At 42.3% G+C, this 13,432-nt stretch carries 13 protein-coding genes; 10 read left to right on the forward strand and 3 right to left on the reverse strand.

Features of this window, described 5'->3' with window-relative positions:
* Positions 1–167: 167 nt before the first annotated feature.
* Positions 168–494, reverse strand: a complete 327-nt coding sequence (locus ACHUFW_RS17940) for a helix-turn-helix domain-containing protein (RefSeq protein ID WP_394204955.1) — start codon at positions 492–494, stop codon at positions 168–170.
* 103 nt (positions 495–597) lie between these two features.
* Between ACHUFW_RS17940 and ACHUFW_RS17945 the strand changes: the two genes are divergently transcribed.
* The 3 genes from ACHUFW_RS17945 (at position 598) to ACHUFW_RS17955 (ending at position 2,141) form a co-directional block, all read left to right on the forward strand.
* Complete coding sequence (locus tag ACHUFW_RS17945; protein ID WP_394204957.1) at positions 598–981, forward strand: hypothetical protein; 384 nt, start codon at positions 598–600, stop codon at positions 979–981.
* On the forward strand, positions 968–1,216 hold the full coding sequence (locus ACHUFW_RS17950; RefSeq protein ID WP_394204959.1) for a hypothetical protein: 249 nt from the start codon (positions 968–970) through the stop codon (positions 1,214–1,216). Before ACHUFW_RS17945 ends, ACHUFW_RS17950 begins: the two co-directional genes overlap by 14 nt.
* A gap of 76 nt (positions 1,217–1,292) precedes the next feature.
* Complete coding sequence (locus tag ACHUFW_RS17955; RefSeq protein WP_394204960.1) at positions 1,293–2,141, forward strand: hypothetical protein; 849 nt, start codon at positions 1,293–1,295, stop codon at positions 2,139–2,141.
* 721 nt (positions 2,142–2,862) lie between these two features.
* On the opposite strand, the gene ACHUFW_RS17960 is transcribed toward ACHUFW_RS17955, so the two are convergent.
* Both ACHUFW_RS17960 and ACHUFW_RS17965 read right to left on the reverse strand, forming a co-directional pair.
* Entirely contained in the window at positions 2,863–5,307 is a 2,445-nt protein-coding gene (locus ACHUFW_RS17960) for a helicase-related protein (RefSeq protein ID WP_394204962.1), read from the reverse strand.
* Between the two features lie 48 nt (positions 5,308–5,355).
* Entirely contained in the window at positions 5,356–6,066 is a 711-nt protein-coding gene (locus tag ACHUFW_RS17965) for a sulfotransferase family protein (protein WP_394204964.1), read from the reverse strand.
* A 208-nt stretch (positions 6,067–6,274) separates the two neighbouring features.
* Between ACHUFW_RS17965 and ubiG the strand changes: the two genes are divergently transcribed.
* The 7 genes from ubiG to ACHUFW_RS18000 all read left to right on the forward strand — a co-directional run bounded on the left by ubiG (position 6,275) and on the right by ACHUFW_RS18000 (position 13,427).
* Entirely contained in the window at positions 6,275–7,051 is a 777-nt protein-coding gene (ubiG, locus tag ACHUFW_RS17970) for a bifunctional 2-polyprenyl-6-hydroxyphenol methylase/3-demethylubiquinol 3-O-methyltransferase UbiG (RefSeq protein ID WP_394204966.1), read from the forward strand.
* Positions 7,052–7,486: 435 nt separating this feature from the next.
* Positions 7,487–7,930: an FMN-binding protein MioC gene (gene mioC, locus ACHUFW_RS17975; protein WP_394204968.1), complete on the forward strand. Its 444-nt coding sequence runs from the start codon at positions 7,487–7,489 to the stop codon at positions 7,928–7,930.
* A 480-nt stretch (positions 7,931–8,410) separates the two neighbouring features.
* Positions 8,411–10,300, forward strand: a complete 1,890-nt coding sequence (gene mnmG, locus ACHUFW_RS17980; RefSeq protein ID WP_394204970.1) for a tRNA uridine-5-carboxymethylaminomethyl(34) synthesis enzyme MnmG — start codon at positions 8,411–8,413, stop codon at positions 10,298–10,300.
* Positions 10,301–10,406: 106 nt separating this feature from the next.
* On the forward strand, positions 10,407–11,030 hold the full coding sequence (gene rsmG, locus ACHUFW_RS17985) for a 16S rRNA (guanine(527)-N(7))-methyltransferase RsmG (protein ID WP_394204972.1): 624 nt from the start codon (positions 10,407–10,409) through the stop codon (positions 11,028–11,030).
* A 98-nt stretch (positions 11,031–11,128) separates the two neighbouring features.
* Positions 11,129–11,917, forward strand: a complete 789-nt coding sequence (locus tag ACHUFW_RS17990; RefSeq protein WP_394204974.1) for a ParA family protein — start codon at positions 11,129–11,131, stop codon at positions 11,915–11,917.
* Between the two features lie 14 nt (positions 11,918–11,931).
* The gene (locus ACHUFW_RS17995; RefSeq protein WP_394204976.1) at positions 11,932–12,819 is read left to right on the forward strand and encodes a ParB/RepB/Spo0J family partition protein; all 888 of its coding nucleotides are present in this window, start codon (positions 11,932–11,934) and stop codon (positions 12,817–12,819) included.
* 224 nt (positions 12,820–13,043) lie between these two features.
* Positions 13,044–13,427: an ATP synthase subunit I gene (locus ACHUFW_RS18000; protein ID WP_394204977.1), complete on the forward strand. Its 384-nt coding sequence runs from the start codon at positions 13,044–13,046 to the stop codon at positions 13,425–13,427.
* Positions 13,428–13,432 lie beyond the last annotated feature (5 nt).

Raw genomic sequence — 13,432 nt, forward strand, 5'->3', positions numbered from 1 at the left:
CAAAATCGGTGGTAAAATTTAGGTAGTAGATACTTAGGAAAGCTAAGCTAAATATAAACAAATGATCGAGGAAGTCTTATGGAACTTTGGATATGGTTGTGCGGCTTACTATTGACAGTAGCGGCTGTTGGAGGCGTCTTCTGGTACGCAGGGCGGGAGAAGTAGAACTAAGCACTATCTGACTTATCCAGCTCTTGTTTAAGCTGAGTGATGAGTGCTTGTTTTTCCTTTTCATTAAGCTGTTCTATTAGGCAAGCCAGCTCAGCTGAACTATCAGAGTCAGAGAAGAAAAATGCAACTGGTACACCCAACTCTTCTGCCAGCTTCTTGAGTGTACCGACATCAGGCATGTGGCGGCCTTTTTCGTAATGATTCATTCGGCCACTCGCAGAACTTGGATCCATACCCAAACGGATACCAAGCTCTCTTTGGCTGATGCCAACTCGATTTCTAGCCTGTTTAAGGCGCTGTGGGAATACGTTTGTTTTAGACAAGTGAGAATCATCATCAACCTTTGATGCTTAGATTTTCTAAGTTTTTATTATACCTGTATACTTAGGATAACTAAGCATAAATTTGATTAGCGGAGAGAACGGCATGAAGACATTGATAAATTTTGCGCTCTTTTGTTTATTTTCTCTTGGCTGTTTAGTCGCCACGTACCAGTCATGGGGGTTGGCGCTAACGGCAATCCCACTTGTTGCCTGGCTTCAAACTCCTCTGAGCTTTATTCATAAACAACGCCTGGCTGCAATGCTATTTTGGTTAGCACTTATCTACTTTCATTGGCTTCTTGGCATAGCTACTGCACTAACTTATTTTGCTAAGCACGTTTGGTATTTGCACTGTCAGTACGAACACCCCAGAAGAATTCACAAAAGGAAAAAACAACCGAAGTTCAACTCTGCAACAGGTTCGCCCATGATGGGCCTTGGCGGAATAGATGTTGATATGGATGGAAACGTTGATGGTAGTTTTTGATACCAACATCAAAAGATCCAGTGAATTAAAAAAGTACCTGATCAATCTACTAGAGCTATTGGTGATCTTATCTGCGTTGATGATCTCGGATCCTTTTTGGCAACTTGCTGTGATCACCTTCCTCACCATCTGCTGGATCAAGAGATATCTTCTGCTTATTCACATCATTTTTGGTAGCCACTGTGGTCTCAGCATGGAGCACATCTGGCTGGCCTACGCCACCACCCACGAATAAAGCAAGGAAAGCCCCAAGTCTGGCGAGACCATTCCCACGATTAAGGTATTACGATTAAAACGAAAGGAATCATTTCATGAACATAAACCAGCTAGCCATGCTATTGGCAACAGCCCCAATTTTGCTGACCGGATGTGCGACAACATCTACTCCTGCTACTTACGATAATACTCACAGTAGAGCGTTCAATATCGCTCAAGCAGGTGGTCTATATGAAGTAAAAGATCGTATCGTGCCGCAAGCGGAATACGAGTCTCTGAAATTCACTGGCAACACTGCCACCAATACTCTGTTATTCACCTCATCGTTCGGTGCCAATATGGATCTGGGGGCTGGCTTGGGTATGGGCTTACTGACATCTGTTCTAGAGCAACCAGGTACAGCTTCTCGTAACAGCGTTGTAGCCTGGATGCCACAAAGCGAAGCGGCTACCTCTGAAGAAGCACAGGCAAAGCTGGTAAGCCAGATGAAAGTAGCGATGGAAGATACCCTCAAGGAAATGGGGTTAAGCTATGAAGTTACCAATGGCAATTCTGAGCGCAAAGTAGAGTTCTACTTCCACCATGAAGAGTTTGGCTGTCCAGAGTATCAACAAGGCATGACCAACAAAGAGCTTTGCTACATTGCCACTGAGATCTTTGAACCTCGCGAAACGGTCTCGCCTTCGTTCGTTAGCTCGGCACAAAGCTCATATGCGTTCGAGTCTAACCATAAGATGTATTACCACCGCTTCCGAGTGACTCCAGGGCGTAATAGCAATGTTCCGACAGACCAAATGTATGCCGCTGTAAGCAGCAAGTTACCTGAATGGGTTTACCTATACATTGCATCTGGTCAGATTAAGATCAACACCACAACTGTGACAACGCCATATCTACTGGAGCAAGGGAAAGCACACCTGTTCATCCATCCAGAAGAAAGCTAATAATCCATTAAATGTAAATGCGGTGGAAAAATGTTTCCCACCATTCCCACTTTTCCCATACTGATCTATGATGGAAGTCATCTTGGGAAGTGAAAAATTGACCATAAATTGCAACTTGGTCCCCAATCGGCCCCCAAGACCTCATGTCAGGCCAGTCATGGCGGGAAACTTCACTTTCTGTATAGGTAAATAGCCCCAAGCCGGCTTAAACAATATTACAAACCCTCTGACACAGGATCTTATTGAAGCAAATGAGCACAACGGCTTAGGCTCAATAAGATCCAACTAACCATTATCTCTGCTATCTGCATAGGGTAAAAATCACCAGTTTAAGACGATCAATCCAGTGTTGATAGCATCAGCAGCATGGCACACTATTTTTGATCTACTAACTAACTTTTTATTGTTCATTGTTTAAGCAAGATTAGATCCAAGTTGAGGATCGATGCAAGATCTATCAACAAAGTTATCAACAAGCAGCTTACCTTAATTACCAAGCCAACAAACAAACTCAAACTTAATTGTAAACAACTGTTTTTAATAGTTATTGTTTTAATATAGTCTTTTTAAATCTACTTAATGATTCATTTTTAAATTTGTTGTTCAACAAAGTTATCCGCAGTCCCCCCTGCTAAATCAGAAAATTGGTAAAACAAATTTTTTTAACCAAACTTAGGCAGCACTAGAGCTAGCGGATTAAAGTATTAACAGCGCTACTGCGCTACTTGATTTCAACCACCCTGCTGGCTTTCTTATAACTGATTTTCCAGCCTTGCCAAGAGGGTAACTCCCACCGCTTGGGACCTGCTTTACGACCACCACTAAGATAGTGAAGTGTAATGCGTTTCGCTTTCACCAAATACTCAACGGTTAATTTAAGGTCGGCCAACACTAACTTTTGCGGGTACTTTTCATCGAAATCACCACGCTGCCAATCAGGGATCCCTTCAAAGAGCAAATCCTCTGGCTCAATTAAGGCTATATCCTCGCTACAGCTAACACCCAATGCACTCAGTTGGTTTGGCAAATAATCCGCTAGCTCTATCGATTTGGCATCAGCCTCAGCCAACCCTAAATCAATAAATAAATTCCACGCATCAATGTCTAAGCATAATTGTTGATACAAACCAGGAAACACCTGCTCAGATTCAATGCGGCTTACAATCATCATGATCATCTGCTGGTCATCGGCTGCTTGTTGCCAACTATCTATCACCCTGCCCGCAAAAACACGCTCAACGACGACCTGATCACCCGTGTGTTGATCATGTTGCTGACAAAGCTTGATTTCGCCCAGCTCTGCATTACAAAGATCACCTAAGCTGAGCGGCGCCATACATGTAGCCAAGTTAATGGTTTGCTTACTGCCTTTACCAGGCAATGAAAATTGATCGAAAACGATAGCGGCTTCATTAGTGGTCGCAGCATCTGTCATTTCAAAACGACTATCACGTCCTATTTGTACTTCACTAAAGCCATTGCCAAGTGCTTGTTGACGTTTAAGCCGACGTACAAATGCAAGTTCCGGCAATGCGTTAATCACAGCGATGAGCCATCGCTGACGTAAGCTCTTATCGGTGAGTAAATTGACATGGCGACAGTCAGCATCATGTTGACCAACGCCGATCGCGCTAGAGATTTGCCATGCCATCTGTTGCGCTTCTTTTAGTAAGGTTGCATCGATACTTAACTCCTCAAGTTTTGCACCGCGAATCAACTTGATAAGTAGGTATGCGTCACAGCCAAAGGGTTCCCACTGTTTAACTAGCTCTAGCTCATGAGCATCGGTAGGCAATTGTAATAAACGACCACCAATGCTTAATGCAGCAGACAAATCAATCATCAGCTCTCTGGTGTAAGCATCAGGCATTGCCGCAATTAAATGAGAAAATTGCGTATCTATTGGCAATGGGAACAACCGCCGGCCATGTTCTGTGATTTCCCCAGTTGGGCTTATGGCCTGCATGGCCATTAAACGTTGCGATGCCAATAATAATGACTTTTGCGGCAGTGTATCTAGAAACGGTAGCTGTTGAAGCGACATTGATACTGTTGCCGCTGCTAACATGGGCTCAACCAACTCTTCTCGCTGAAAGTCAGGCGGTGTTACTGCTATTAACGGAGCATGACTGCCCCACAAACGAATACAAATACCAGGCTTGGTTCTACCTGCACGCCCTAGCCTCTGCTCACTACTTGCTTTTGAGATATTTTCCAAAGATAAAACCGTTCTACCATTGCGCTGAACCGTTCTTCGCTCTAAACCACTATCAATAACCGCTGTTACCCCAGGTATGGTTAATGATGTTTCCGCCACATTGGTTGCAAAAATAACCCGCTGCTGCAACGACTCTGATAGCACCACTTGCTGTTGTTCTAGCTCAATACCACCATGTAGGCTAATTAATTCAAGTTGCTCATGTGCTACTTTCAACCTTTGGCAAGCTTGAATACAAAGCTGAATTTCCCGTTTACCCGGCAAAAATACCAATATATGACCATCTGTGCTTTGTAGAGTACTCGCTACAGACTCAACAACTCGCTGTTCTAATCCCTGTAAGCTCGGTAAATGATGTGGCTCTAATCCAGCATACTTCAGTTCCACGTGAAACCTTTTACCTTCTGCCAACAAATGAGCCGCACTGACCTTATCATCAGAAAGATAGTGACTTAGTCTTTGGGCGTTAATCGTTGCAGAAGTAATGACTAAACGGTGGCTTTGACGCACTTTCAGCACAGCCAAAAGTAAATCAGTGTCCCAACGGCGCTCATGAAACTCATCAATCATCACCACAGCAAAATCGTCGATTTGCAAAGGCTCTGTTAAATCACTGCTTCCAGAAAGCCAACGCAAAGCAACACCAGGCGTCACGAAAACAATGTCGCTATCTGGTTCAACGCTTGATTCAAAGCGAACACAGTATCCTACTTTCAACGTGGTTTGGGTTGCGACATAATCTGCCAGTGCAACACAAGCCACCCGTCGTGGCTCCACGATTAATACTTTTGACTTACTTTTAGAAGAGGCATATTCGGCAGACCAAAGTGGTAAACGGGTGGATTTGCCCGATCCGGTATCAGATTCAACGACAAGATGATGATGTTCTATCGCGGTCAAAAAAGAGTGATATAAAGAATCTATCGGTAACGGACTAACACTGGACATATTCGTTAAGCAAATAATCTATCAATACGACTATATTAACGCGTTAGCCTATATTTGGTTAACTTCTGTGTTTACCCAAGGTAACGGCTTAACCATTGGCTTATAATCAAAATACTTACGTCTTAATTGACCACTAGCATTACTAACCACTTTATTGGGATGGCGAAACTCATCCCACCCTGCAACGTCAGAGCCTTGATTACTATGTGGAAAGTTAGGGATATTATTGGCTATATTTGCCATTAAGAACTGCTGTAAACGGCTCATATCCTTAGGTGTACTCACATCGATTTCTAAAAATTGATGATTTTCTAACTCATTATTTTTAATATTAAAATACTCATATACCTGCTGCTGGTGATACGCAAAGCAGCGTCTAAGATGGTGTTCATCTAGTGGATCACGGCATGTTGATACACCAAAACAGGCTTCGAAGCTTCGCTTCATAACCGGGTGAAAACGACCAGATTGAGGATGAAGATGAGGCAACATCTTGCTCAGCAACATCTGCATAGATGCCACCCAAGCATCGATGTTTCTATTTAGATAGATGAATTTCGCATTAGGATAAAGTTGGTGCAAATAAGGATAGTCACTAAAACAGGGCGCATCAGTTACAGCATCAGCCAACGCAAAAGTTTGTTGTGTAAACCCTTGATGCGCGACTTTATAGCCTAGTGCCAATAACGCAATACTCATGCTGGTGGTGCCCGTTCTTGGCAAGCCAATAACAAAAACCTTTGTTTGTTGATTCGTCATCGTTAATTGCACTACAGCTACATAAATAAGTTGCACAATAGCATAATCACTAACTTAAAACTCAATCTATGATTGAGGCAAAGTCATTAAGTTTATATAAAACAAATAATTATAAAAAACTAAACAGAAAAACTACTGCTGGTAATGTGAACCAAGCTCAAGAGGTTTGCGTATATACTTGTAGAACAAGCCAGCACTGATGGTAGCTATGTTAGATAAAAGTCGTTTAAATCCACTTTCAAAAATCGATCAACCCATTGATCAAACTAGTGAAATAGCCAAATTTGACGCATTAGCTAAAGAATGGCGAGATCCAAACGGCCGCTTTAAGCATATCGTTGCATTTAATCAAACTAGACTGATGGCAATTGAAGCCGCTATAGCAGATCATTTTTGTCGCGATCTTAATCAAGATAACCCATTTGATGGCTTGAATGTGTTAGATATTGGTTGCGGCGCTGGACTACTCGCGGAACCACTCGCGTCCCAAGGTGCAGATGTATTAGGTATTGATGCAAGTGAGCATAATATCACTCTCGCCTGCCAACATGCGCAAAGTTGGGGAGTGCCCGTACGTTATCAACATTGCTTAGCAGAAGATATTTCAGACGAACATTCAGCCGGTTTCGATGTTGTCCTAAACACTGAGGTTATCGAACATGTCACTGACCAACAAGCGCTAGTTAATACTTGTTGCCGCTTACTCAAACCGGGTGGACTATTGGTTATGGCAACACTAAATCGAACCTGGCAAAGTTACCTTATTGGTATTGTTGGCGCTGAATATGTGATGCGATATTTACCCATCGGTACCCATGATTGGCGATACTTTGTAAAGCCCCAAGAGTTGGAAATGATGTTAGCCCATCACAAAGTAGACTGTATTTCTTGCCAAGGTATGCAGTTCAATCCATTTTCAAAAACGTGGCGTTTAAGCGACAACAACCGGGTTAACTACCTACTCTATGCAACTAAAAGCTACTGATAAAAATACATATTTCGCGGTTATCAACGCCTAAAAATCATCAATACTGCCCACAAGTGTTCAAGGTTTATTCTGTGTAAATAGCTAGGGCGTGTTGATCTTTCAAGATGATTTTTGCAGCTGTTTTTGGGTTATTTATACAAGGCTGAGGCTTTGATATGTAGCCCTCTACTTGATAAGCCGATAACGACGTAGAAAGAAGCCACAAACACTGCCCAGAGGGTTTGGCTGCAAGCGTTTTATTCTTTGTTGAGCAGTATTTTGCTTAGCATGTTAGGCGGCAAACTGCTCGTCGCGATTAAAACGCTTGTATCTCGAACAAAATTTAACCGTGAAAGTTCAACACGCCCTAAACAAATAATCAAGCCAAGCAAGATAATCAGTCGCTTTTCACTTATTATGTGGCCAAGTTTTCAAATCAATTTAGGATTTACAATGGCCAATATTGACCTTTTAGTTGGCACCACACTCGGCAGTGCCGAGTATGTTGCAGATGAACTCGCAGAACAATTAGCGCAACTAGGACATGGTACCCAAGTCCACCTAAACCCAGATCTGGCAGATCTAGATCCAAAAAACTTATGGTTAATTGTCAGTTCGACCCATGGCGCAGGTGAACTGCCAGACAATATTCAGCCATTTTTAAAAGCAATCATGTTGCATTCTCCCGATCTGAGCCAAACAAAATTTGCCCTTTGTGCCATTGGAGATAGTAGTTACGATACTTTTTGCCAAGGACCAGAATTACTCATCAACGAACTTATTCGCTGCGGTGCAAAAGAGTTTGTGGATAAGATCCAAATTGATGTGCAATACGATCCCGTACCCGAAGATCCAGCACAAGCTTGGCTTGCCACATGGCAAGATAGCTTGAAATGATCTAAAAAGTTCAACAACTCAAAATTAATTCACAATTTAGTTCTAGTTTATCCACATAGTGTATCTTTAAATAATAAATATGTGGATAAACTATTATTTTGATCTGATCTAACTCTGCATTAATCCACTTCGGATCGGTCTAAATCTTAGCCTTGTGGATAACTACGCGATCTATCCCCAAGCTTAATCCAATTAGATCCACAATAGATCACAGGTTTAAAACCTTGCAAGCCACTGAAATAGCTAAAATATTTCAATTACCCACAGAAAAAACGATCCTTAATAGTAAACATAACAAGAGATCTATATAAAGATCTTAAGATCTATAAGGCCCGATCCAAGTGAGATCAAAACTACTAAAATGATCTTTCATCAAGGTCATTCAAAATGCTAAAATACGCGGCTCGTCGTTAAGTCATGCTGAATAACGAACTGAGATCTAATTTCAATTTATGTGATTTTTTTATCTAAGGTACTGTGATGCATTTTCATGAGCGGTTTGATGTAATTGTTGTTGGTGGCGGTCATGCCGGAACCGAAGCAGCGTTAGCATCTGCTAGAATGGGGTCAAAAACATTATTGTTGACTCATAACATAGATACTTTAGGTCAAATGTCATGTAACCCAGCTATTGGTGGTATTGGTAAAGGTCATTTGGTCAAAGAGATCGATGCGCTTGGTGGTGCTATGGCTACCGCAACTGATCATGCTGGTATACAATTTAGAACACTCAATTCAAGTAAAGGGCCTGCTGTTCGAGCCACTCGTGCCCAAGCTGATCGCACCCTATATCGCGCTAAGATCCAACAAATACTGCAAAGCCAGCCTAACTTACGCTTGTTCCAACAATCTGTAGACGATCTTATTGTTGAAAATGATCGCGTTGTTGGTGTAGTTACTCAAATGGGACTTGCTTTCGAAGCTCCTGCAGTCGTGCTCACCGCAGGCACATTTCTAAGCGGTAAGATTCACATTGGTTTAGAGAACTACAGTGGCGGACGCGCTGGGGATCCACCTTCAATTTCATTGGCACATCGACTACGTGATTTGCCTATTCGAGTTGGACGCTTAAAAACTGGTACTCCACCTCGAATTGACGCCAATACCATAGATTTTAATAAAATGACTGAACAAAAAGGTGATGATCCTTTACCTGTGATGTCTTTTATTGGTGATGTGAGTGAGCATCCAAGACAAATTTCTTGTTTTGTGACTCATACTAATGAGCGTACCCACGATATTATTCGTGGAGGTCTTGATCGAAGCCCTATGTATTCCGGGGTAATTGAAGGCATAGGCCCTCGATATTGCCCATCGATTGAAGACAAAATTAACCGCTTTGCAGACAAAAGTTCGCATCAAATCTTTATTGAACCTGAGGGATTAAATACCAACGAAATTTATCCTAATGGTATCTCAACAAGCTTACCATTTGATGTGCAGTTGGATTTAGTTCGTTCGATTCAAGGCATGGAAAATGCGCAGATCATCCGACCTGGTTACGCCATTGAGTATGATTATTTTGATCCGCGAGATCTGAAGAATTCATTAGAAACTAAAGCGATCGATGGTTTGTTCTTTGCTGGGCAAATTAATGGTACTACCGGTTATGAAGAAGCCGGCGCTCAGGGGTTACTTGCCGGTATGAATGCTTCACTGCAAGTACAAGGTAAAGAGACCTGGTGTCCACGCCGAGATGAAGCTTATTTAGGCGTACTTGTTGATGACTTATCGACATTAGGTACTAAAGAGCCTTACCGCATGTTTACCAGTCGTGCCGAATACCGTTTGCTGTTACGTGAAGACAATGCCGATCTTCGTTTAACAGAAAAAGGCCGAGAATTAGGCTTGGTTGATGATAATCGCTGGGCTAAATTCAATCAAAAACGTGAATCGATCGAGCAAGAGTTGCAAAGATTACGTAGCCAATGGGTACATCCAAACTCACCTTTACTTGGTGTGCTAAACCCTGAACTCAATACGCCTATTTCACGTGAAGCATCATTTGAAGAGTTATTGCGCCGTCCAGAAATGGATTACCCCAAATTAATGGCATTGGATGGTTTTGGGCCAGGTCTTGAAGATCAACGTGCAGCTGAACAAGTTCAGATCCAAGTAAAATACTCAGGCTATATCCAGCGTCAGCAGGATGAAATTGAAAAAGCGATCCGTCATGAAAAGACCTTGTTGCCGTTAACTCTTGATTACCAAGAAGTTCCTGGTCTATCTAATGAGGTGATCGCTAAACTGAATGAGCACAAACCTGAAACGATCGGCCAAGCTTCACGCATTTCAGGCGTCACACCAGCAGCTATCTCGATTCTGTTGGTTCATCTTAAAAAGCGCGGTTTATTGCGTAAAAGCGCATAAATTATCGTAAACTCGCTTTTAATTGATGCTGATGTGATAGTTCAAGACTTTCCATCAGCATCACTCAGCTTCATAATATCCAGCAATCTTATTTAAGGGTGTCATTGTGCTATCAGCTCAACTTGATCAATATCTATCAGAGATAAATTTACTGGCAACGCCAAAACAAAAGCAGCAATTAATTGATTTTGTTGGCATGTTGAACAAGTGGAACAAAGCTTACAATTTAACTTCAGTGCGTGATCCTGAGCAGATGTTAATTCGTCACATTATGGATAGTTTGACTGTTAGCCCTTACCTATCCGGCCAGCGTTTCATTGATGTCGGTACCGGTCCAGGTTTACCTGGTATTCCGTTAGCCATTATGAACCCCGACAAAACCTTTGTATTACTGGATAGCTTAGGTAAACGTATTCGTTTTCAAAAACAAGTTCAATTTGAACTTGGGATTGGTAATATGACTTCGGTTGAAAGTCGTGTTGAAGCGTATCAACCAGAAGAGAAATTTGATGGCGTGTTAAGCCGGGCTTTCGCCTCTATCGATGATATGTTGCACTGGTGCCAACATCTGCCCAAAGAAGGCGGTTGTTTTTATGCACTAAAAGGCCAATTAAGCGATGAGGAAATGGCTAAGTTGCCGAGTGATTTTACCGTTGCTGAAGTGATTGAATTGAATGTGCCTAAATTAGATGAGCAACGTCATTTGCTTAAAGTGGTAAAAAACGCTTAATCGACATGGTTTAACAGTTGCAATCTTATAGTGATTCAAGCAATTTGGGTAGATAGATCGACCTTGCACTTATACGAACCAAATAACAGGATAATATTGTGGGTAAAGTGATCGCCGTAGCTAACCAGAAAGGTGGCGTCGGGAAAACAACAACATGCGTAAACTTAGCTGCATCACTGGCAGCCACCAAACGCAAAGTCTTGCTCATTGATCTCGATCCTCAAGGCAACGCAACCATGGGCAGTGGTGTTGACAAATACAGTGTCGAAAATACCGCTTATGAGCTGCTTGTCGATGAAAAGAATTTTGATGAGGTGGTTTATCGCGATACCAGCGGTAAATATGATTTGATCGCCGGTAATGGCGATGTGACCGCGGCAGAAATCAAATTAATGGAATTTTTTGCGCGCGAAATTCGTTTGCGTAACGCCTTAGCGCCGATAAAAGATGACTATGATTTCATCTTTATTGACTGCCCTCCTTCGCTAAATATGCTTACCGTGAACGCGATGTCTGCAGCCGATTCTGTATTAGTGCCGATGCAGTGTGAGTATTACGCATTGGAAGGTTTAACGGCATTGATGGATACCATCAGCAAACTGGCGGCAATGGTTAATCCTGGCTTATCGATCGAAGGGATCTTACGTACTATGTACGATCCACGTAACCGTTTGGCCAATGACGTGTCTGATCAATTAAAACAGCATTTTGGTGAAAAAGTTTATCGTACGGTGATCCCAAGAAACGTGCGTTTAGCGGAGGCCCCCAGTTTTGGTGCCCCTGCAATGTATTATGATAAGTCGAGTGCAGGCGCAAAAGCCTACCTTGCTTTGGCAGGCGAAATTATTCGACGGGCTGAACAAACGATTCAGCTAGAGCAAGCTTAAAGGAAAATTTTTAGATGACACCGAAGAAACGAGGTTTGGGTAAAGGTTTAGATGCATTGCTAAGTACTAGCCATGCTGCAGCGAAAAAAACGGAACCACAAACGCTGACTGAGCAAGGCTCAAATGACGCTGACGATTTAATGAACATTAATATCGAACAGTTGCAGCCTGGTAAATACCAACCTCGTAAGGATATGTCACCTGAAGCACTTGAAGAGCTAGCCGAATCGATTCGTGCTCAAGGCATTATTCAACCCATTGTTGTGCGCAAAGTGGCAGAAAATCGTTTTGAGATTATTGCCGGTGAGCGTCGCTGGCGAGCATCGCAAATCGCCAAACTTGAGCAGGTTCCTTGTTTGATAAAACAAGTTCCTGATGAGTCTGCTGTGGCAATCGCATTAATTGAGAACATTCAACGTGAAGATCTTAATGCGATGGAAGAAGCCATAGCCCTTGAGCGATTGATGAAAGAGTTTGAGTTAACCCATCAACAAATTGCCGATGCGGTCGGTAAATCTCGGACTACTGTATCAAATTTACTACGTTTAAATGGTTTAAATGAGCCAGTTAAACGTATGCTTGAGTATGGCGATATTGATATGGGCCATGCGCGCGCCTTGTTAGCTATTGAAGGTGATGAGCAAACAAATGTCGCTAGATTAGTGAGCGCTAAAGAATTAACAGTTCGTGAAACTGAACGATTAGTTAATAAAACCTTAAATCCTCCCAAAATTGCAGATAAACCTGCAAAAGATCAGGACGTAGCTCGTCTTGAGAGTCAATTAGTCGAACGTCTAGGTGCAAAAGTATCTATCACTCATAACCGCAAAGGTAAGGGAAAACTTGTAATTAACTACCAAGATCTAGCTGAATTAGACGGTATTATTGCAAAGATCCGTTAAATGTACTGAGTTAATGCAATATTATGTAATTTTGTGACAACTGTTAATTTTGCACTTTTACACTTTTGGCGATAGATCACGTTAAAAGAGTCGATTTTCCTCAGCTTAAACTTGCTTTGAAGGCCCGAAAAGGTATACTTTCGCAAGCTTTTTGTTGCTCGGCAAATTCTGGATAATTGTAGTCCGGTCACCGAAACAGAAAGTAGGAATGCGGAGAAGATGAATTGAGCAAGGTTTTAGCACGTCGTGGCCGGTGGTCTGCCTATAAGTTGGTGTTGATGCAGGCGGTGATGGCTGGGGGTGTTTCGATTGTCTTTTTCGCCGTGTGGGGAGCTCAGTATGGACTATCTGCGATAGCAGGTGGTGCTATTGCTGTACTCCCTAATTTTGTATTCGCAACCCTCGCTTTTTCCTACACAGGAGCAAGTTCAGCAGGAAAAGTTATGAAAACTTTTTACTGGGGGGAAGCGGTAAAGTTGCTGTTAACCATTGTGATGTTCTCGTTGGTGTTTATAAACATGCAAGTGGTATTTATGCCCTTGTTTGTCTGTTACACGCTGGCGCTAATAGTGCACTGGACAGCTCCTTTATACTTCAAGCAAAGTTAAGTGGG

The organism is Shewanella waksmanii (assembly GCF_043643685.1).
GTDB lineage: Bacteria > Pseudomonadota > Gammaproteobacteria > Enterobacterales > Shewanellaceae > Shewanella > Shewanella waksmanii_A.